This window comes from Merdimonas faecis (genome assembly GCF_001754075.1).
GTDB lineage: Bacteria > Bacillota > Clostridia > Lachnospirales > Lachnospiraceae > Merdimonas > Merdimonas faecis.
The window spans coordinates 1-21,119 of the sequence record NZ_MIEH01000018.1; the positions used below are offsets into that span (position 1 = coordinate 1).

Annotated in this window: 21 protein-coding genes, 3 tRNA genes and 2 other annotated features; of the genes, 22 read left to right on the forward strand and 2 right to left on the reverse strand. The window is 48.7% G+C overall.

All coding sequences use genetic code 11. The annotated features are described in order from the left end of the window. Positions 1–122: 122 nt before the first annotated feature. The 15 genes from BKD12_RS08635 (at position 123) to pdxR (ending at position 12,952) form a co-directional block, all read left to right on the forward strand. Positions 123–195, forward strand: a tRNA-Val gene (locus BKD12_RS08635). Between the two features lie 10 nt (positions 196–205). Beyond that, a tRNA-Met gene (locus BKD12_RS08640) sits at positions 206–279 on the forward strand. A 150-nt stretch (positions 280–429) separates the two neighbouring features. Then, complete coding sequence (locus BKD12_RS08645; RefSeq protein WP_070088928.1) at positions 430–702, forward strand: hypothetical protein; 273 nt, start codon at positions 430–432, stop codon at positions 700–702. A gap of 2 nt (positions 703–704) precedes the next feature. Next, positions 705–1,265, forward strand: a complete 561-nt coding sequence (gene ispF / locus BKD12_RS08650) for a 2-C-methyl-D-erythritol 2,4-cyclodiphosphate synthase (protein ID WP_070088929.1) — start codon at positions 705–707, stop codon at positions 1,263–1,265. Further along, the gene (locus BKD12_RS08655) at positions 1,262–2,245 is read left to right on the forward strand and encodes a GNAT family N-acetyltransferase (protein ID WP_070088930.1); all 984 of its coding nucleotides are present in this window, start codon (positions 1,262–1,264) and stop codon (positions 2,243–2,245) included. The genes ispF and BKD12_RS08655 overlap by 4 nt, the downstream gene beginning before the upstream one ends. Positions 2,246–2,453: 208 nt before the next feature. After that, positions 2,454–3,161 (forward strand): response regulator transcription factor, encoded by a 708-nt coding sequence (locus BKD12_RS08660; RefSeq protein ID WP_070088931.1) that lies wholly within the window; start codon positions 2,454–2,456, stop codon positions 3,159–3,161. Next, positions 3,133–5,214, forward strand: a complete 2,082-nt coding sequence (locus tag BKD12_RS08665) for a sensor histidine kinase (protein ID WP_070088932.1) — start codon at positions 3,133–3,135, stop codon at positions 5,212–5,214. Before BKD12_RS08660 ends, BKD12_RS08665 begins: the two co-directional genes overlap by 29 nt. 37 nt (positions 5,215–5,251) lie before the next feature. After that, positions 5,252–5,536 (forward strand) — a binding site (T-box leader). A 67-nt stretch (positions 5,537–5,603) separates the two neighbouring features. Beyond that, on the forward strand, positions 5,604–6,281 hold the full coding sequence (gene epsC / locus BKD12_RS08670; RefSeq protein WP_070088933.1) for a serine O-acetyltransferase EpsC: 678 nt from the start codon (positions 5,604–5,606) through the stop codon (positions 6,279–6,281). Between the two features lie 32 nt (positions 6,282–6,313). Next, entirely contained in the window at positions 6,314–7,720 is a 1,407-nt protein-coding gene (gene cysS, locus BKD12_RS08675) for a cysteine--tRNA ligase (RefSeq protein WP_070089463.1), read from the forward strand. Continuing rightward, positions 7,705–8,148: a Mini-ribonuclease 3 gene (locus BKD12_RS08680; protein WP_070088934.1), complete on the forward strand. Its 444-nt coding sequence runs from the start codon at positions 7,705–7,707 to the stop codon at positions 8,146–8,148. Before cysS ends, BKD12_RS08680 begins: the two co-directional genes overlap by 16 nt. Before the next feature lie 31 nt (positions 8,149–8,179). Further along, positions 8,180–8,932 (forward strand): 23S rRNA (guanosine(2251)-2'-O)-methyltransferase RlmB, encoded by a 753-nt coding sequence (gene rlmB / locus BKD12_RS08685; RefSeq protein ID WP_070088935.1) that lies wholly within the window; start codon positions 8,180–8,182, stop codon positions 8,930–8,932. A gap of 55 nt (positions 8,933–8,987) precedes the next feature. Continuing rightward, the gene (locus tag BKD12_RS08690) at positions 8,988–9,596 is read left to right on the forward strand and encodes a sigma-70 family RNA polymerase sigma factor (RefSeq protein ID WP_070088936.1); all 609 of its coding nucleotides are present in this window, start codon (positions 8,988–8,990) and stop codon (positions 9,594–9,596) included. A gap of 76 nt (positions 9,597–9,672) precedes the next feature. Beyond that, positions 9,673–9,745: transfer RNA gene (locus BKD12_RS08695), tRNA-Thr, on the forward strand. A gap of 118 nt (positions 9,746–9,863) precedes the next feature. Beyond that, on the forward strand, positions 9,864–11,534 hold the full coding sequence (locus tag BKD12_RS08700; RefSeq protein WP_070088937.1) for a glutamine--tRNA ligase/YqeY domain fusion protein: 1,671 nt from the start codon (positions 9,864–9,866) through the stop codon (positions 11,532–11,534). Positions 11,535–11,548: 14 nt separating this feature from the next. After that, positions 11,549–12,952 (forward strand): MocR-like pyridoxine biosynthesis transcription factor PdxR, encoded by a 1,404-nt coding sequence (pdxR, locus tag BKD12_RS08705; RefSeq protein ID WP_070088938.1) that lies wholly within the window; start codon positions 11,549–11,551, stop codon positions 12,950–12,952. 64 nt (positions 12,953–13,016) lie between these two features. Here pdxR and BKD12_RS08710 read toward each other — a convergent pair whose 3' ends face one another. After that, positions 13,017–13,325, reverse strand: a complete 309-nt coding sequence (locus BKD12_RS08710) for a hypothetical protein (RefSeq protein WP_070088939.1) — start codon at positions 13,323–13,325, stop codon at positions 13,017–13,019. 185 nt (positions 13,326–13,510) lie between these two features. On the opposite strand from BKD12_RS08710, the gene cls reads away from it, so the two are divergent. The 3 genes from cls to BKD12_RS16935 all read left to right on the forward strand — a co-directional run bounded on the left by cls (position 13,511) and on the right by BKD12_RS16935 (position 16,788). After that, complete coding sequence (cls, locus tag BKD12_RS08715) at positions 13,511–15,073, forward strand: cardiolipin synthase (protein WP_070088940.1); 1,563 nt, start codon at positions 13,511–13,513, stop codon at positions 15,071–15,073. A 74-nt stretch (positions 15,074–15,147) separates the two neighbouring features. Next, entirely contained in the window at positions 15,148–16,422 is a 1,275-nt protein-coding gene (locus BKD12_RS08720; protein WP_070088941.1) for an adenylosuccinate synthase, read from the forward strand. Positions 16,423–16,629: 207 nt separating this feature from the next. Further along, positions 16,630–16,788: a hypothetical protein gene (locus tag BKD12_RS16935; RefSeq protein WP_176730949.1), complete on the forward strand. Its 159-nt coding sequence runs from the start codon at positions 16,630–16,632 to the stop codon at positions 16,786–16,788. Here the strand turns inward: BKD12_RS16935 and BKD12_RS08725 are convergent. Then, positions 16,758–16,976: a hypothetical protein gene (locus BKD12_RS08725; protein ID WP_070088942.1), complete on the reverse strand. Its 219-nt coding sequence runs from the start codon at positions 16,974–16,976 to the stop codon at positions 16,758–16,760. The two genes, BKD12_RS16935 and BKD12_RS08725, sit on opposite strands and share 31 nt — an antisense overlap. 90 nt (positions 16,977–17,066) lie before the next feature. Between BKD12_RS08725 and BKD12_RS08730 the strand changes: the two genes are divergently transcribed. The 4 genes from BKD12_RS08730 (at position 17,067) to thrS (ending at position 21,049) form a co-directional block, all read left to right on the forward strand. After that, a complete protein-coding gene (locus BKD12_RS08730) occupies positions 17,067–17,573 on the forward strand; it encodes an SEC-C metal-binding domain-containing protein (protein ID WP_070088943.1) in 507 nt (168 codons plus the stop codon). Further along, a complete protein-coding gene (locus BKD12_RS08735) occupies positions 17,558–18,286 on the forward strand; it encodes a YdcF family protein (RefSeq protein ID WP_070088944.1) in 729 nt (242 codons plus the stop codon). Before BKD12_RS08730 ends, BKD12_RS08735 begins: the two co-directional genes overlap by 16 nt. Positions 18,287–18,323: 37 nt before the next feature. Next, positions 18,324–18,535, forward strand: a binding site (T-box leader). 83 nt (positions 18,536–18,618) lie between these two features. Next, a complete protein-coding gene (locus tag BKD12_RS08740; protein WP_070088945.1) occupies positions 18,619–19,092 on the forward strand; it encodes an acyl-CoA thioesterase in 474 nt (157 codons plus the stop codon). 28 nt (positions 19,093–19,120) lie between these two features. Then, positions 19,121–21,049 carry a threonine--tRNA ligase gene (thrS, locus tag BKD12_RS08745; protein WP_070088946.1) on the forward strand — a complete coding sequence of 643 codons (1,929 nt, stop codon included), beginning with the start codon at positions 19,121–19,123 and terminating at the stop codon, positions 21,047–21,049. Positions 21,050–21,119 lie beyond the last annotated feature (70 nt).

The following is a 21,119-nucleotide window of genomic DNA, read 5'->3' on the forward strand; positions in this document are numbered from 1 at the left end:
AATAAACTTTTCACTTCAGGTTTTTCAGAGAATCTAAAAAAAATGAAAAAAAGTGTTGACATTTGGAGTTTTTTAATAGTATAATAGCAAAGCGGGTTCGAGGTACGGACCCGCAGGAATATGGGGTCTTAGCTCAGCTGGGAGAGCATCTGCCTTACAAGCAGAGGGTCATAGGTTCGAGCCCTATAGGCCCCATATCAAATGTGGCGGGATAGCTCAGTTGGCTAGAGCACACGGTTCATACCCGTGGTGTCGCTGGTTCAAATCCAGTTCCCGCTATTTTTTATGCACAGACTGAGGAAGAGGGAAATGATGAAACGGACGGCAGGTCAGTTAAGACTGCCGTCCGTTTCATTTTACAAAGAAAGATAAATCATGTATAATACAAACAAAATTGACTCAATATGAGAAAAGGATGGAGGAAAATCTATGCTGGATAAAAAGACATTGACTTTTCGGGTGATTGCGGGCCTGGCGCTTTTATATGTAGGCGGGAACCTGATCAGGTCATCACTGGCTGATCAGCCGGAACACTATGTGATCTATGCGCTGGCCGGAGCGGCCTTTGCGCTTCTTGGCGTTGTGTGGGGAGGTCTTGCGATTAAAAAGCTGGCCACCCATGATTATAAAGAAATGATGGATGATGATGCAGAAGAGATGGAACGGGCGCTAGAGGATGCAGAAAAAGAAGAGGAGAAGTAGAGATGCGGATCGGGATGGGATATGACGTTCACCGTTTGGTGGAAGACAGGGATCTGATCCTTGGAGGGGTCAGGATTCCATATGAGAAGGGACTGCTGGGACATTCGGATGCAGACGTGCTCCTTCATGCGATTATGGATGCACTCCTGGGGGCGGCGGCATTAGGCGATATCGGGAAGCATTTCCCGGATACGGATCCGGCGTATAAAGGGGCGTCCAGTCTGAAGCTGCTGGAGCATGTGGGTGATCTGATCGGGCAGGAGCTTTATGTGATCAGTAATATTGATGCCACCATCATCGCACAGAGGCCCAAGATGGCACCGCATATTGAAGAGATGCGGGAAAATGTGGCAAAAGTACTGCACCTGGAGGTTTCCCAGGTGAATATCAAGGCAACGACGGAGGAAGGGCTTGGATTTACCGGAAGCGGGGAAGGAATCTCGGCACAGGCTGTAGCAGCCCTGGAAACAGTGGCGAACTACAGTTATACGGCGGCCTCCACCGAGGCGGGCTGTGCCGGCTGCGGCGGCTGTCCGCGGATGCAGGGAGGCGAAGAGTCATGAACGTCAGAAAATTAGAGACGGAAGAACACGGGATGACCAGGTTCCTCTATGAAGAGGCATTTCCGGAGGACAGCCAGGCTTTCACCGATTATTACTATACAGAAAAGACAAAGAACAATCAGATATATGTGCTGGAGGAAGAGGGAAAGATCTGTTCCATGGCTCATCTGAATCCTTATACCTTATCTGTAAATGGAAGCCGGAAGGAAACCCATTATATTGTGGCAGTGGCTACGAAAAAGGAGTGCCGCGGACGGGGATATATGGGAGCCGTCCTGAGGCGGGCGCTTGAGGATATGTACCGGGAGGGGGAGATATTTACTTTCCTGATGCCGGCGGCAAAGGGAATCTATGAGCCCTATGATTTCCGTACGGTATTTGAACAGACAAGGCCCTATGTAAAGGATCTGGAAGGATGGATACAGGCAGGAGGGAAAGACTGCCAGGAACTATCGGAGTGGGCCAGCGACAACCTTAAGAAGAGCTGCCAGGTCTATGCTGTCCGGGATGAAGACTATTATCTCAGGATGCTGCGGGAATATGAAAGTGACGGCGGGAAGCTCCTTTTAAAGAGAGATGCGCAAGGGAAGATCACGGATTTTGGCATCTGGGTGCCGGAAGAACATCCGGAGCAGGGCAGGATCATGGTGCGGATCCTGGACGTAAGAAGGATGCTGATGTCTCTTGAGCTTTCTGAACTAACAGGTGTGTGCTTTACGGTGACAGATCCCATCATCGAGGAAAATAACCGGTGCCTGACCCTTATGGGGACTGAGTTCTCAGGAGTCATGCTGATGGATGCAAAGCCGGAGAACAGCGAGGGCGTGATAAGCGTCCGGGCGCTTGCCGACCTGGTGTTTGGCGTGAAATCCATAGAAGAATTAAGAAAGGAAGAGGGCGTCAGTATGTCAGACCGGATGGCCGGGGAATTAGAAAAGCTCCTTCCGCTTTCTGAAATCTATCTGAATGAAATGGTATAAGGGATAAAGGATAAAGAGCTCGGAAGGGCTCTTTTCTTTTTGCACTTGTTTTCTGCACTTGTTTTCTTCAGAATATCTTTAGAAATTTGTCCGGATGCTCTTAAGAAATATGGGCTATGCTGTTAGATAGAAAGGAGGAAGGTCTTTACGATATTTGCATAAAATCGTATCATTAAGACAGGAAAGAAAACGAGGGGAGAAAGATACTATGGAAATGAACCATGTGCTGATCGTAGAAGATGACAAGGAAATCCGGGAAGGGATCGAGATATATTTAAAAAGCCAGGGATATGAAGTGTTCCAGGCTGCGGATGGTATCGAGGGCCTGGATGTGATCCGGAAAGAAGAAATCCACCTGGCCATTGTGGATGTTATGATGCCAAGGATGGACGGGATCCAGATGACGATGAAACTGCGGGAAAGCTATGATTTCCCGGTGATATTTTTATCGGCGAAGTCAGAGGAAGTGGATAAGATCCTGGGGCTTAACATGGGGGCGGATGATTATGTGACCAAACCATTTACACCTATGGAACTTCTGGCAAGGGTAAATTCCCAGCTCCGCAGATACCGGCGGTTTATGGAAAAGCTGGATCAGAATACCAAAGAGGAGCATATACATATCGTTGGCGGACTGGAACTCAATGAGGACAGAGTAGAAGTGACGGTGGACGGGGAGCTGGTGAAGGTGACGCCGACAGAATACAAGATCCTGCTGCTTTTGATGACACATCCGGGGCGGGTGTTTTCAGCGGAAGAGATCTATGAATGGGTATGGCATGAGCGGGCCGTCAACACAGATACGATCATGGTGCATGTAAGAAATATCCGGGAGAAGATTGAGATCAATCCCAGAGAACCAAAATATTTGAAGGTGGTGTGGGGAGTTGGATACAAAATTGAAAAACAGGCATAAGCTGGCGGTAGTGCTGATCATACTGACTCTTTTGATGGCAACGGCAAATATAACATCGTACTATGGCCTTTATGAAAACCAGATGAAGGAGGAACAGGAAAATTCAAGGCAGGCAATGCTTCGTTCCGAGGATTTCTTAAGGCAGTTTGTCCAGGCCTCCTGGGTCATTTATCTTGAAGAAGACAGGGACGTTTCGTGGGGGGAAGAAGGAACCGGATATGCGGGCATGAGTCTGGAAGACGTCATCCCCAGCACCCTGCAGGAATATGACGAATTCTATCCTTACCTGGAGTATGTGATGGCAGATGGGGACGGCGACGTTATTTCGCAGAGTGTGGCGCCTACAGGGGAGGATCTGACAGAGGGAGACTTCTCGAATTATGCCATTGCACTGAACTTAAGCTATGACGGAAATGGGGAGGCGGATATCCGGGTCCGGAAAGGGCCGGACCGTGCGGAAATTGCCCGGGAATTCCGGAGGGTCCTGAATGGACTGGAGGCAGGGGATTACTGGGGGGAAATGCCTTCGGAGTATGATATTCCGATGCCTGCGAACAGAGAATTTACCTTTGCGATGACAGAGGGAAACCTCTGGACATATCTGGAAGAGCATTTTTACTATGCAGACGATCTGCTGCCGGGCGACGGACAGACGCATATCTTCGGGCTGAGCTTATTGGTGGCTGCTGCGGCGCTTTTATATCCGCTGGTCAAATCTTTCAACACCGGAGACGAAAAGGTGTTCCGGGCGCCGCTGGAAGTGGTGTGCATTGCAGCTGTCCTGGTCATTACAGCAGTGTGTGTAAATGCAGGATGGATGATCCGCCGAAGTGATGGCGTGGCAGGGCCTTTGGATCTTGCAGTATGGTTTCTGTATTTTGCGGTTGTCTACTGGGCGGCAGGAAACCTGAGGCGGATCTTTGTCCTTGGACCTATACCGTATTTCAAGGAATATTCTCTTTTGGTGTCCCAGAAGTGCGGCATCCGAAAAGGCGTAAAAGAAGCCTGGGAAACCATGGGAAGATGGCGGAAACGGGCGATGGACACCCTGCTGGACCTGAAACTATCTGACGTAAATAACCGGATGATCCTGAAGGTGGTGGGACTTAATTTTGTGATCCTGGCAGTAATTACCTGCTTTTGGTACTATGGCCTGATCCTGCTGGTGATTTATTCCGCAGTATTATTCTACTTCCTGAGAGGGTACTTCCGGGATATCCGTGAGAAATATGACCGCCTCAATATAGCGGCGGCGGCCATCGCAAACGGGGATCTAAAGACCGAGATTCCCGCTGACACGGGGCTTTTTGAACCGGTGGCGGAAAGCCTTCAAAAGATCCAGGAGGGATTCGGAAAAGCGGTGGAGGAAGAGGTGAAAAGCCAGCGGATGAAAACAGAACTTATCACCAACGTGTCTCATGACCTGAAGACTCCGCTGACGGCAATCATTACTTATGTGGATCTTCTAAAAAAGGAAGAGGATCCGGGAAAGCAGAAGGAATACGTGGAGGTGCTGGAGAAGAAGTCCCAGCGGCTGAAAGTCTTGATCGAGGATCTGTTTGAGATCAGCAAGGCGGGCTCTGGAAATGTGAAGCTGGAGCTAATGGATGTGGATGTGGTTAACCTGTTCAAGCAGGTAAAGCTGGAGCTGGAGGACAAGATCAAAAAGGCTGACCTGGATTTCAGATGCAGCTATCCGGAAGAAAAGCTGACCGTCCGTCTGGACAGTCAGAAGACCTATCGGATTTTTGAAAACCTGCTGGTGAACATCGTAAAGTATGCCATGCCTCATACCAGGGTGTTTATTGAGATCCTGCGGGAAGATGACCAGGCGGTGATCCGGATGAAGAATATTTCCGAACAAGAGTTGAACATTCAGGGGCAGGAGCTGACAGAGCGGTTTGTCAGAGGAGATGCCTCCAGAAATACAGAAGGTGCAGGGCTTGGACTTGCCATCGTGAAAAGCTTTGTAGAACTTCAGGGAGGGGAGTTTGGCATAGAAATTGACGGAGATCTGTTTAAAACACAGGTGAGATTCCGGGATTTGTGTTGACAAAACCCAGATTTTCACATATGATATAACCTATACGAAAAAGACGTAGAACGGAAAGAGTAACAGATAACATAGGCTGCCAGAGAGAAACTGTCACCGGCTGAGAGCAGTTTTAAGCGGAAGTGTCTGTGAAGTGCATCCGGGAGTCGATCCGGCGAGCGAAAAGTGCGGCATGAAAGGCCAGACAGAGCATCGGGTAGCCGGGTACGTCAGACGCGCGTTAGGCGTCCGAAAGAGGAGAGGACTTTTCTGCCCTGAGTAACGGGAACTAAGAAAAGGAATCTCTAAAAGAGTGGAACCGCGGATATACTTCGTCTCTTGCATGCAGGAGACGAAGTTTTTTATTCTATAAGAGACCCTATTCTGAAAATCATAAAAGGAGCGTGTGTATGGGAATTATATCTTATGTAAAAGAAGAGATACAGGTAATCCGTGAACGAGACCCGGCGATCAAGTCTAACATGGAGGTGTTTTTATACCCCAGCTTTCAGGCAATCCTGCGTTACCGCGTTGCTCATAAGCTGTATCAGAAAAAACATTATTTTCTGGCAAGATGGGTATCTCAGCGGGCTGCAAGGAAAACAGGGATCGAGATCCATCCGGGTGCGACGATCGGGAAGGGCCTGTTCATCGACCATGGCAGTGGAGTGATCATCGGGGAGACGGCAGAGCTTGGAAATAATGTGACTCTGTACCAGGGCGTTACCCTTGGCGGTACCGGTAAGGAACATGGCAAGCGTCACCCTACCCTGAAGGATAACGTGATGGTAAGCGCCGGAGCCAAGGTGCTGGGCTCATTTACCATCGGAGAAAATTCGAAGATTGGTGCCGGCAGCGTAGTTCTGAAAGAGGTTCCGCCGAACTGTACAGTAGTAGGAGTGCCGGGGCGGATCGTAAAAAGAGAAAATCAGCGGATTCCGCGGATGGATCTGGATCAGGTACATCTGCCGGATCCTATTAGCAGTGATATTCTTAAGCTTCAGAATGATAATCTGTGGATGCGCCGGAAGATCGAAGAGCTGGAGGAGATTATCTGCAAGTTTCATCAGGAAGAGAAAATCGGTTAAAAATAAAGAAGATTCAGGAGGAAAATAAGATGATAGAATTATATAATACTTTATCCAGGAAAAAGGAGGAGTTTGTCCCTATGGAAGAAGGAAAAGTAAGGATGTATGTCTGCGGACCTACCGTCTATAACCTTATCCATATTGGAAATGCGCGCCCTATGATCGTGTTCGACACAGTCCGCCGGTATTTCGAGTATAAAGGCTATGATGTGAATTTTGTTTCCAACTTTACAGACGTGGATGACAAGATTATTAAAAAGGCCATTGAAGAGGGAGTGTCTGCTGACGAGATATCGAAGCGCTATATTGCAGAGTGCAAAAAAGACATGGAAGGCATGAACATCAAGCCGGCCACGAAAAATCCGCTGGCTACGGAGGAGATCTGCGGGATGGTTGATATGATCCAGACACTGATCGACAAGGGTTATGCTTACGAAAAGAACGGCACCGTTTACTATCGTACCCGGAAGTTCGAGGATTACGGCAAATTGTCTCATAAGAATCTGGATGACCTGCGTTCCGGAGAGCGTGCCCTTCTTGTAACCGGAGAGGATGAAAAGGAAGACCCGCTGGACTTCGTGCTCTGGAAGCCGAAAAAAGAAGGAGAGCCTTTCTGGGAGTCGCCCTGGTCCGAGGGCCGTCCGGGATGGCATATCGAGTGCTCCGAGATGTCCAAGAAGTATTTGGGTGAGCAGATCGACATCCATGCAGGCGGCGAGGATCTGGTATTCCCGCACCATGAAAACGAGATCGCTCAGAGTGAAGCGGCCAACGGCAAAGAATTCGCAAAATACTGGATGCACAATGCGTTCCTGAATATTGACAATAAGAAGATGAGCAAGTCCCTCGGAAACTTCCGGACGGTCCGGGAGATCAGCGAGCAGTATGATCTGCAGGTGCTGCGTTTCTTCATGCTCAGCGCTCACTACAGGAGCCCCTTAAACTTCAGCGCGGATCTGATGGAAGCTTCGAAAAACGGACTGGAGCGTATCGTAAATGCAGCGGAAAATCTGAAATTCCGGATGAAGAATGCAAAAGAAGAGGCTATCACAGAGGCAGAACAGGAAGCTTACGCAAAGACAGAGGAATTTGTGGGTAAATTCGAAGCTGCCATGGATGATGATTTCAATACGGCAGACGCGGTGGCAGCCGTCTTTGATCTGGTAAAATATATTAATACCAATACCTCGGAGGAAAGCTCCGCGGAATATCTGAAGAAGCTCCTGGAGCGTCTTACGAAGCTGTGCGACGTGCTGGGGCTGATCGTGGATAAGGAAGAAGAAATGCTTGCCGAGGATATCGAGAAAATGATCGAAGAGAGACAGGCGGCAAGAAAGGCAAAGGATTTTGCGAAGGCAGATGCTATCCGGGACGAACTGCTGGCAAAAGGGATCATTCTGGAAGATACGAGAGAAGGCGTAAAATGGAAAAAAGCGTAGAGTGGCAGTTTGAGGCCGCCATGCAGGAAATCTTTCAGTTGAGAGAGGTGGAGATACAGGAGTATTCCCCTCTTACACTGGCCTATATCGGGGACGGGATCTATGAGCTTCTGATCCGGACACTGGTAGTCAATGAGGGTAATAAGCCGGTACAGAAACTCCATAAAGAGACCAGTGCCCTGGTGCAGGCGTCTGCCCAGTCGAAGATGATGAGGCGTCTCCAGGAGGAACTGACAGAGGAGGAGCATGCGGTATATAAAAGGGGAAGGAATTCAAAGAGCGTGTCCCCGGCCAAAAACCAGTCGGTAACGGATTATCGCAGAGCAACCGGCTTTGAGGCTCTGATGGGATACCTGTATCTGAAAAAGGACTGGGAGCGGATGCTTAAGCTGGTAAAGACCGGGCTTGAGAGCCTGGAAGAGTCGTAAATAGCGGACAGGCGGCAGAATGGAGAAGTTCATGAGAGAAGAAAAGAGAACCAATGAAAATATGATCGAGGGCAGAAATGCCGTACTGGAGGCCTTTCGGTCCGGAAAAACGGTAGATAAGCTCTATGTCCAGGACGGCTGTAAGGACGGCCCGGTACAGACAATCTTAAGAGAAGCAAGGAAACAGGATACCATTGTCCAGTTTGTAGGGAAGGAACGTTTGTCCCAGCTCTCAGAGACAGGAAAGCATCAGGGAGTGATCGCAAGTGTTGCATCCTATGCGTATTCCACGGTGGAAGAAATGCTGGCGCTGGCAAAGGAGCGTGGTGAGGATCCGTTTCTGATCCTTCTGGATAATATTGAAGACCCCCATAATCTGGGAGCTATCATCCGTACGGCAAACCTGGCGGGAGCCCACGGCGTAATCATTCCGAAGCGCAGGGCGGCAGGCCTTACAGCGGTGGTGGCAAAGACGTCGGCGGGAGCGCTTCATTATACCCCGGTGGCGAAGGTGACCAATCTGGTGAAGACCATGGAGGAATTAAAGGAACAGGGACTCTGGTTCGTGTGTGCGGATATGGACGGCGAACGTATGTATGACCTGAATCTGAAGGGCCCTATCGGTCTGGTGATCGGCAGCGAAGGCGAAGGCGTGGGACGCCTGGTCAAGGAAACCTGTGATTTTGTGGCGTCGATCCCCATGAAAGGACAGATCAGTTCCCTGAATGCATCGGTGGCGGCGGGCGTTCTGGCCTATGAGATCGTCAGACAGCGCCTTGGCTAATGCAGGAGACAAAAACGGAAAACAGATGAGGAATCAGTGGGAGGGAGGCATAAGGATGCCAAATTACGGGCAGATGGCGGATGAAGAACTGATCCGCAGATACCGGGAAGGCGACAGGGATGCGCTGGACCATATCATGGAAAAATACAAGGATCAGGTCCGCAAAGAAGCCAATGCCATGTATCTTCTGGGCGGAGAGAATGAAGATCTGATCCAGGAGGGGATGATCGGCCTCTTTAAGGCGGTGCAGGATTATGATGGACAGCAGGGAGCCTCCTTTTTCAGCTTTTCCAGACTGTGTATCAACCGGCAGATGTATTCGGCGATTGCCGCATCCCGGAGAAAGAAACACAGTCCTTTGAATACCTATGTGTCTTTTTATGAAGATCACGAAGAGAGCGCTCCACTGATCGAGACCATGCCCGCCGGACAGGAGTCGAGTCCGGAGGAGCTCTTTGTCAGCCGGGAGTATGCGGAGTTGATCGAGAGCAGGCTGGAAGAGAGTTTAAGTGATCTGGAAAAACGGGTGCTTTATCTCCATCTGAGGGGGACGGACTACAAGACAATAGCAAGACTTCTGGATAAGAGCCCCAAAACGGTGGACAATGCTCTCCAGAGGATCAAGGCCAAGACGGCAAAAATCCTGGAAAGAGAAAAAGAGTAAAAAATGTAAAAAAGGATATTGACAAACAGGTCCTGTGTATTGTATATTACTACTGTTGCATATGACAGATATGCGTGCTGCCGTGGCTCAGTCGGTAGAGCGTCGCCTTGGTAAGGCGGAGGTCGGCGGTTCGATTCCGCTCGGCAGCTTGGACTCCCTTTTCGGGAGTCTTTTTTTCTATCAAAATCCAGAATGGATAAACGCCTTGTTTCAAAAAAATATTTATGATAATATAAGGTACAGTTACGTAGAATGAGGAGGAACAACATGGGAGAAGAAGTGGTTTCCAAGAATTTTATCGAGCAGGAAATAGATAAGGATCTGGCAGAGGGTGTCTACACCGAGGTCTGCACCAGATTCCCGCCGGAGCCGAATGGATATCTGCATATCGGGCATGCAAAATCCATACTGTTGAATTATGGCCTGGCAGAAAAATATAACGGCACGTTCCATCTGCGATTCGATGATACCAATCCGACCAAAGAGGATCTGGAGTTTGTAGAGTCCATCAAGGAAGATGTGAAATGGCTGGGAGCAGACTGGAAGGAGCATCTTTACTTTGCGTCGGATTATTTCGACGTGATGTATGAATGTGCGGTCAAGCTGATCAAAAAGGGAAAGGCTTTCGTCTGTGACCTGACAGCAGAGGAAATGCGCGAATACCGGGGGACTCTGACCGAGCCGGGGAAAAACAGCCCGTACAGAGACCGCTCTGTGGAAGAAAATCTCCGCCTGTTTGAGGAGATGCGGGATGGCAAATACCAGGATGGAGAGAAGGTCTTAAGGGCGAAGATCGATATGGCTTCTCCGAATATCAACATGCGGGATCCGGTCATCTACCGGGTGGCCCATATGAACCATCACAATACCGGGGATAAATGGTGCATCTATCCGATGTATGACTTTGCACACCCCATCGAGGACGCAGTGGAGAAGATCACTCATTCCATCTGTACGCTGGAGTTTGAAGATCACCGTCCGCTGTATGACTGGGTAGTGCGTGAGTGTGAGTTTGATCCGGCGCCGAGACAGATCGAGTTTTCCAAGCTGTATCTGACCAATGTGGTGACCGGAAAGCGCTATATCAAAAAGCTGGTCATGGACGGTATTGTAGATGGTTGGGACGACCCAAGGCTTGTATCCATCGCGGCGCTGCGGCGCAGAGGATTTACGCCGGAGTCTATCAAGATGTTTGTGGAAATGTGCGGCGTGTCCAAGAGCCAGAGCTCCGTGGACTACGCTATGCTGGAATACTGCATCCGCGAGGATCTGAAAATGAAGCGGCCGCGGATGATGGCAGTCTTGGATCCGATCCGTCTGGTGATTGATAATTATCCGGAAGGACAGATCGAGTACCTGGATGTGGATAATAATATGGAAAATCCTGAGCTTGGCATGAGAAAGCTTCCTTTTGGACGGGAACTGTATATTGAGAGAGAGGACTTCATGATCGAGCCTCCGAAGAAGTATTTCCGTCTCTTTCCGGGAAATGAGGTGCGGCTGATGCATGCATATTTTGTGAAATGCGAAAGCTACGAAACGGATGAAAACGGCAATGTGACCACCGTTCATTGTACCTATGATCCGGAGACCAAGTGTGGCACCGGATTTACCGGACGGAAGGTAAAAGGAACCATCCACTGGGTGGAGGCATCCCATGCAAAACAGGCTGAAGTCCGGCTGTATGAAAACCTGATCGATGAGGAAAAGGGCGTATATAATAAAGAAGACGGATCTTTGAACCTGAATCCGAATTCGCTGGAAGTACGTACCTGCTGTTATGTAGAAGACAGCTTTGCAGAGGCGGGGGCACACGACAGCTTCCAGTTTGTGCGGAATGGCTATTTTTGCATCGACTCCAGGGATTCCTCACCGGAGCATCTGGTGTTTAACCGGATCGTATCTTTGAAGAGTTCCTTTAAGCTGCCGAAAAAATAGGAAAGAAGCTTACGATGAATGAATTGACGATCAACCTGAAGACTGATGTAAAAACGCCGCTGTATGAGCAGATTTATGCGTATATCAAGACGGATATCCAGAATGGAAAGATTCCGTATGGGGAGAAGCTCCCGTCTACCAGAGCGCTGTCCAGGCATCTGGAGGTAAGCCGCAGTACGGTAGAGCTTGCCTATGAGCAGCTGTTATCGGAAGGATATGTGGAGTCAGAGCCGTGCCGCGGATACTTTGTGGCGCAGATTGAAGAACTGTATCGGCTGAAGCGCTCCAGAAATCCTGCACAGAGCCCGGAAATGCCCCGGAAGACATACCGCTTTGATTTCACGCCCAATGGCGTGGACTTAAACAGTTTTCCCTACAATGTCTGGAGGAAGCTTTCAAGGGAGACTTTGCTGGACGGACAGACCGAGCTTTTCAGGACCGGAGATTCAAAAGGAGAGTATGGGTTCCGCAATGCAATCTGCAACTATCTTTATCAGGCGAGAGGGGTGGAGTGTACCCCGGATCAGGTGATCATCGGAGCCGGAAATGATTATATGCTGATGCTTCTTAGCTCGGTTCTCGGAAGAAAACATACGCTTGCTTTTGAGGACCCTACTTATATGCAGGCCTATCGGCTTTTTTGCTGTCTCTCCTATGAAACGGTGCCGGTTCCCATGGACAAAAGCGGGATGGAAGTAAAGGCGCTTGCGGATACGGATGCGGACATCGCCTACGTGACGCCCTCCCATCAGTATCCGACAGGGATCGTAATGCCGATCCGGCGCCGTCAGGAACTGCTTCGATGGGCCGACGGGGCAGAGGGGCGCTATATTATCGAAGATGACTATGACAGTGAATTCCGCTATAAAGGCAAACCGATTCCGGCGCTGCAGGGAATGGACGCCCACGGAAAGGTGATCTATTTGGGGACTTTTTCCAAGTCCATTGCACCGGCCATCAGATTAAGCTATATGGTCCTTCCGGAGCCGCTGCTTGCAGCATACGAAAAGAAGAACCGTTTTATCCATTCTACAGTCTCTAAGGTGGATCAGAGAATCGTGCAGAGATTCATCGAAGAGGGATATTATGAACGACATTTGAATAAGACCCGCGCTCTTTACAAAGGCAGGCATGACGCGTTGATCGAGGAGCTGAAGCCTCTCCTTGGAACCTGCAGGATCTCGGGAGAGCATGCGGGGGTACATCTGCTTTTGCACTTTCAGAATAACGAGACGGAAGAAGAACTGATCCGTCTTGCGGAGGAGGAAGGGATCCGGGTTTACGGGATGAAGGATTACCGGATCCGGCAGGAGGCAAAAGGAGAGGCCACGATACTTCTTGGCTATGCAAACCTGACGGAGACGCAGATCAGAGAAGCTGCCCGGCTTCTGATCCGCTGCTGGAAAGAAAAAAAATAAGAAAACAGCTATAAAAAACCTGCTTCACGAGAGAGTGACTCCTGTGAGGCAGGTTCCTTTTTTCTTATGATGCATCTGTGGCGTCCTTGTCTTCTTTGCCTTCTTCGCCGTTATCTGCTGTTTTGGCATCGTCTGCCGTATCAGCTTCGGCGTCGTCTGCACTGTCTGTTTCTTCCGGCTTTGGATTCAGCGGAACATATTCCCGGTCTGAAACAGGCTTCAGATCGCTGTCGAGATCAAAGTCTTCATCTTCGAAATCGTCTGCAAATTCATCGTCCTGATCCGAAGACTGCTTTTTGAAATAATAGACAACACCGGCAACGGCACCGCATACGGCAGCCAGACTTAAGAAACGTTTTACCCACTTGGCCATAGTGATTAACTCCTTTCGTTATTCTGTGCTTTCTATATCATAACACATATTGTATCATTTTTCCGCAAAAAACAAAAGAAAATACCTGTACAAAAGAAAATAGCTGTAAGTTGAGAAGAACCGCAAAGTATGTTACACTGTAGCGTGTATCAGGAGAGCTGGATAAAAAGGAGAGAATTATTATTATGAGCAGTCAGCAGGAACCAAGTACAGCAAAAAAAGGATTATTCCGTATTGTATTCAGCAGAACCGGGATCATTCTCCTGCTTTTGGTGGTGCAGATCGCCATGATGGCAGGGACAGTGTTTTATCTGCATGAATACATTCATTATGTATATGGAGCCACGATAATACTTCAGGTAGTGACGCTGATCTATCTGATCAATGCGGAGGGGAATCCGGCCTTTAAGATGACCTGGATCCTCTGTATCCTGGCCGTGCCTGTTTTTGGCGTTGTATTTTATATTTTTGTAAAAATGCAGGTGGGGACCAGATATATGCAGAACCGCCTGGCCGCGTTAAAGATCGAGACAGATCCGTACATGCAGCAGGATACGGACGTGATCGACGCCATCTGGGCCAGCAAATCAGCCAATGCAAATCTGGCCTACTATCTGTCGAATCAGCTGGGATTCCCCACATACCGCAATACGGATGTGAAGTATTTTCCGCTGGGGGAATATAAGTTTAAAGCAATGATCCAGGAGCTCAGGAAAGCAAAAAAATATATCTTTATGGAATATTTTATTGTGGAAAAAGGCTATATGTGGGGATCGATCCTTCAGATCCTAAGGGAAAAGGTCAAGGAAGGAGTAGAGGTCCGTTTTATGTATGACGGCATGTGCGCCATCTCTATGCTCCCGTACAGGTATCCGGCGCGGCTCCGGAAGTACGGGATCAAATGCAAGATGTCCAACAAGGTACGCCCTTTTCTTTCTACAACCCAGAATAACCGTGACCACCGCAAGATCTGTGTGATTGACGGAAAAGTGGGGTTTGCCGGGGGGATCAACCTGGGAGATGAATATATTAACCGCAAGGTCAGGTTCGGGCACTGGAAGGATACAGCGGTAATGCTCAAAGGAGACGCGGTGCAGAGTCTGACTATGATCTTTCTGCAGATGTGGAATGCGGATGAGCGGAAAGCGGAGAATTATAAGCGGTATCTGACTCCGAAGAGAAAGGAGCTGCGCCGGGAGCTTGGCTATGTGATCCCTTATGCGGACAGCCCTTTTGACAATGAGAACGTGGGAGAAGAGGTTTATTTTCATATTCTGAACCACGCAAAAAAATATGTACATATCATGACGCCATATCTGATCCTGGACAATGAGATGCTTACCACCCTAAAGCGAGCGGCTAAGAGCGGGATAGAGGTGATTATCATCATGCCTCATATCCCGGATAAATGGTATGCTTTTGCAGTTGCAAAGACTTATTACAGAGAGCTGATAGAAGGCGGCGTGCAGATTTATGAATATCAGCCGGGGTTTGTCCATGCAAAGGTGTTTGTTTCAGATGATGATACGGCTACGGTGGGAACGATCAACCTGGATTACCGGAGTTTGTATCTGCATTTTGAGAACGGAGTATTCATCTACAATAATTCGGAGATTGACCGGATTGAGCGGGATTTCCAGCAGACACTGGCGAAATGCCATAAGGTCACTCTGATCGAGGTCCGTAAGCGTACCATGCTTACAAAGATCATCGGGCAGGTATTGCGTTTGTTCGCACCGTTGATGTAGACAGAAAAAGCTTTTTGTAGTATAATGCTAAAGTGGCTTTGCAAGTCAGTTTATTCGCACAGGAGGAATGGATAATGGTAAAAGCGGTAGTAGGCGCTAACTGGGGAGATGAAGGAAAAGGAAAGATCACGGACATGCTGGCCGAGAAGGCGGATATTATCATCCGGTTTCAGGGAGGGGCAAATGCCGGACATACAATTGTCAATGATTACGGGAAATTTGCGCTCCATACACTGCCTTCCGGTGTTTTTTACGGGCATACGACGAACATCATCGGAAATGGTGTGGCGTTGGATATCCCGGTATTGTTCAAAGAGATCCAGTCCATCGTCGACAGAGGCGTGCCGGCGCCGAAAATCCTGGTGTCAGACCGGGCACAGATCGTGATGTCCTATCACAAAAATTTTGATGCATACGAAGAAGAGAGGCTGGGAGGAAAATCCTTTGGATCTACAAAGTCGGGGATTGCGCCGTTTTATTCAGATAAGTATGCAAAGATCGGATTCCAGGTCAGCGAGCTGTTTGATGATGAGTTGTTAAAAGAAAAGGTAGTAAGAGTGGCAGAGCAGAAGAATGTACTTCTTGAACATCTCTATCACAAGCCAGCCATTTCCCCGGAGGATTTATATAAAGAGCTTCAGGAATATAAAGAAATGGTCGCACCTTATGTGTGTGATACAGCATTGTTCCTTCATAATGCCTTGAAGGAAGGAAAAGAGGTGCTGCTGGAAGGCCAGCTTGGAACATTAAAGGATCCGGATCACGGAATTTATCCGATGGTAACGTCTTCATCTACACTGGCGGCTTATGGAGCAATCGGGGCAGGGATTCCGCCTTATGAGATCCAGAAGGTGATCACAGTGTGCAAGGCATATTCCAGTGCCGTGGGGGCAGGAGCTTTCGTCAGCGAGATCTTTGGAGAAGAGGCTGATGAGCTGCGAAAACGCGGCGGTGACGGCGGTGAGTTCGGTGCAACCACGGGGCGTCCAAGAAGAATGGGATGGTTTGACTGCGTGGCATCCAAATATGGCTGCCGGATGCAGGGAACCACTGATGTGGCGTTTACAGTTCTGGACGTGCTGGGATATCTGGATGAGATCCCGGTATGTGTCGGCTATGAGATAGACGGAGAGGTAACGACAGACTTCCCGACAACGCATCTATTGGAAAAGGCAAAACCGGTGCTGAAAAAGCTGCCGGGATGGAAATGTGATATCCGAGGCATCCGGAAATACGAAGAACTTCCGGAAAACTGCAGGAAATATATCGAGTTCGTAGAAAGTGAGATTGGCTATCCGATCACCATGGTTTCCAACGGACCGGGCAGAAATGATATTATTTACCGTTAGAAAATAAAAGGCAGACGCAAAGAAAGCGTCTGCTTTTTTTGTTATATTTCTTAGGCTTTTGTTAAGAAATGTCTTAGGATTATTTTATAATATTGACATAACATGGTCACATCTTATGCATATAATAAAAAGCACGACAATATAATAATAATGTCGGAGCTTAAAAAGGGGAATCAAGTATAAATAAAAAGAAAAGGAGGAATCCATATGTACCAGAAAAAACGGGAGCTGACGGAAAATAATGTTCTGTCGATCGAAGAATATCTGAACAAAAGAAAAGCAAGGAGAGACAAACAGGAAACGGACATGCCGGAAGAACTGATACCGTTTGAGGTCTATCTCTCCTCCTCGTTGTCCTGGTCGTGAGAGAGCAGCCTGTATACCAGCAGAAAACCATAGAGAAGAACCGGGATGAGGATCGTACACCCGATAGAGGCCCGCAGAAGGTCTGCGGCGGCCGGATGGTCCATAAGCGCAAAGACCAGGGTACAAAGATACATTAAGATCAGGACTGACGCGCCAAGCAGCGCCAGTATACGTTTTGCTTTTTTCATTCGAATCATCCTTTACATCTGAATTAGACTTTAGTATATTATATAGAGTACAGAACAAAAATGCAAATAAATACAAAGGAGTATCAAGATATGAGTCGTACGTTATTACAGCAGTGGAGAGATATCGCATATGACGAGACTGCAGACAAAGGAAGACTTCAGAGATTCTGGGGGACATATTTCCAGATCGAGAAGGAGATTTATGAACAGCTTCTTACCAATCCGGACGAGGAAGTAAAAGGCACTGTCAAAGAGCTGGCAGAAAAATATGGACAGGAAGTCCTGACCATGGTGGGATTCCTGGATGGGATCAATGAAAGCCTGAAAGAGGAAAACCCCATTGAGACCATGGATGAGGATACTGTAGTAAGCCTTGCGTTCGACAAGGAAAAGCTGTATAAAAATATGGTGGATGCCAGGGCCGAGTGGCTGTATGAGCTTCCGCAGTGGAAGGAGATCTTTTCCGAAGAGGAATTAAAGAGGCTGTATAAGGAGCAGAGGGAATCCAGGACTGTCCGGAAAGAGAAAAAGGTTGGCCGTAATGACCCGTGTCCCTGCGGCTCCGGGAAAAAGTATAAAAAATGCTGTGGCAAATAGGACTTCTCATCTGTGCAGCTTTCTGTTTCCTTTACTATGCAGTGATCTGCATAAGTCTTCGTAAATGGGATTCTACGTTTGCCAGATTCTGGCCGGCAGCGGGAGCTGCTTTTGTGGTCTGCGGGATTTTGCTCCGGATCACAGAGCTTGATCCGGTGATATACATACTGCTGGCACTGGCAGCAGGAATTTTCCTCTATACAGAGGGAAAGATTCTTTCCTGTATGAATAGCAGGAAGGAGGCAGACTGTGCCTGGCTGATCGTGCTGGGAGCACACGTGGAAGGAGACCGGGTCACGGATTCTCTGAAGCGGAGGCTGGACAGAGCCTTTCGGTATCTGGAGACTCATCCGTATGCCCGGGCAGTGTTGTCCGGCGGACAGGGAGAAGGCGAAGCAGTTAGCGAGGCGGAAGCAATGGCCGGTTACCTGAAGGCGAAGGGCATTGATCCGAAGAGACTGGTTCTGGAGGACCGATCCACGACCACAGAAGAAAACCTAAGATTTTCAAAGGCGCTGATCGGAAGTGTGGAGGAGCCTGTAGGGATCGTTTCCAACAACTTTCATCTGTACCGGGCCTGCCTGCTGGCAGAAAGCCTTGGATACCGCAAAGCCTGTCCTATGGCGGCGGGCTGCCATCCGGTGCTCCTTATCAACTATATGGTCCGGGAGTTTTTTGCAGTGTGGAAGGCGTGGATCAAAAAGAAGTGTTGACAAAGAAAAATCCGGTGTTTATAATGGTAGCATATATGAGAAAGCGTTGAAGAGAAGAGTAAGATGGGAAAAAGATGACAGAGAGAGGAGCCGCCGGCTGAAAGCTCCTTACCTTGGAACCGTCCGAAGACCACCTTGGAGCGGCTGTAAAACAGCACGGTGATTCCGTTATCATCATGAAATGAAGTGGTTCCGGCGTGAAAAAGCCGGTTCAAACAGGGTGGAACCGCGAGCAGACTCGTCCCTTACAGTATGGATTGCTGTAAGGGACTTTTATATTTTCTTCGACAGCCTGTTTCGATAAAGTTTGTTTGAAAGGAAGGCGAAAGAGGATGGGTGAGCAGAAAGCTTATCAGCATAAGGTACAGTACTACGAGACGGATCAGATGGGAATCGTCCATCATTCCAACTACATCCGCTGGTTTGAAGAAGCCAGGACGGACTATATGGAACGGCTTGGTATAGGCTATGAGAAGATGGAGGAGAAGGGGATCCTAAGCCCCGTATTGTCAGTGACCGCAGACTACCTGCGGATGGTGCATTTTGGAGATACAGTCAGTATTGAATGTCAGATCAGGGAATATAACGGGATCAAGCTGACGCTTGTATATGATGTGGTCCTTGATAAGACAGGGATGGTGCACTGCCGGGGCACATCGAAACACTGCTTTATCAACCGGGAAGGAAGACCATTATCCCTGAAACATTCCGCACCGGAGTTCCACGAAATGTTCATGAAGGACATGCAGGAAAGAAAAAAACCGGAAGAGAAGACAAAAAAGGAAGATAAACAGAAAAAAGAATAGAGACCAAAAAAGAAAGGAAGAGAAGACTATGAAAATCACATTGAAAGACGGAACGGTCAAAGAGTATGAAAGCAAGATGTCCGTGCTTGATATTGCAAAGGATATCAGCGAAGGGCTGGCAAGAGCAGCGACTTCTGCCAAGGTAAACGGCGAGATCACGGATCTCCGGACAGAGGTAGGCGAGGACTGTGAACTGGAAATCCTGACCTTTGATTCTGAGGATGGGAAGGGAGCATTCTGGCATACCACTTCTCATATCATGGCTCAGGCTGTCAAACGGCTGTATCCGGAGACAAAGCTGGCTATCGGACCGTCCATCGATCATGGATTCTACTATGACCTGGACCGCGAGACGCCGTTCGTGGCAGAGGATCTGGAAAAGATCGAGGCTGAGATGAAGAAGATCGTAAAAGAGGCACTGCCGATCGAGCGGTTTACGAAAACAAGAGAAGAAGCGGTTCGCTATTTTGAGGAACAGGGCGAATCATATAAAGTAGAGCTGGTAGAGGATCTGCCGGAAGGCGAAGAGATCAGCTTCTACCGCCAGGGAGAGTTTGTGGACTTATGTGCAGGACCGCATCTTATGTCCACAAAAGGCGTTAAGGCCGTCAAGCTGACAAGCCTTGCCGGAGCATACTGGAGAGGAAGCGAAAAGAACAAGATGCTTACCCGTATCTACGGAATTTCTTATCCGAAGAAGTCACAGCTGGACGAGTATCTCCACATGATGGAAGAGGCAAAGAAGAGGGATCACAGAAAGCTGGGAAGAGAACTCGGCATCTTCATGATGTGCGATGAAGGACCGGGATTCCCATTCTTCCTTCCAAAGGGAATGGTTCTGAAAAATACACTGCTTGATTACTGGAGAGAGCTGCATAAGAAAAACGGATATGTGGAGATTTCCACACCGCTGATCTTAAGCCGCCATCTGTGGGAAAATTCCGGTCACTGGGATCATTATAAGGATAATATGTATACGACACAGATCGACGGGGAAGACTTTGCGGTAAAACCGATGAACTGTCCTGGAGGTATGCTGGTCTACAAATCAGAGCCCCGCTCCTATAAGGATCTGCCGCTGCGCGCCGGTGAGCTTGGAATCGTGCACAGACATGAAAAATCCGGAGCGCTCCACGGACTGTTCCGTGTAAGATGCTTCACACAGGATGACGCACACATTTTCATGACACCGGATCAGATCCGGGACGAGATCAAAGGCGTGGCAAGACTGATCGATGAGATCTACAGCCTGTTTGGCTTTAAGTATCATGTAGAGCTTTCCACCCGTCCGGAGGACAGCATGGGAAGCGACGAGGACTGGGAGATGGCGACAGAGGGCTTAAGAGGCGCGCTGGACGATCTGGGTCTGGACTATGTGATCAACGAAGGAGACGGCGCTTTCTATGGACCGAAGATCGACTTCCATCTGGAAGATTCTATCGGAAGAACCTGGCAGTGCGGTACGATCCAGCTGGATATGCAGATGCCGCAGCGCTTTGATCTGGAGTATACGGGAGCGGATGGAGAGAAGCACCGTCCGATCATGATCCACAGAGTGGCCTTTGGTTCTATCGAGCGTTTTATTGGTATCCTGATCGAGCATTTTGCCGGTGCTTTCCCGACCTGGCTTGCACCGGTACAGGTGAAGGTCCTGCCGATCTCCGATAAATATATGGATTACGGAAAAGAAGTGCTGGCAAAGCTGGATGCTGCAGGAATCAGAGCTGAGATCGATACCAGAGCGGAAAAGATCGGCTACAAGATCCGTGAAGCTCAGATGAATAAGATCCCATACATGCTGGTAGTCGGAGCGAAGGAAGAAGAAGCCGGGGCGGTATCTGTCAGAAGCCGTTTCGCAGGAGACGAAGGGCAGAAGAGCCTGGATGTATTCATTCAGGATGTGAAGGAAGAGATCGCGGGCAAGGTACAGCGCGAGGTAGAGAGAGAAGAAGAATAAGCTTCTGATCTGTTTAAAATTTTGAAAAAATGGGCATTATATACCTTGATATTCAAAAAGAACAGGAGGG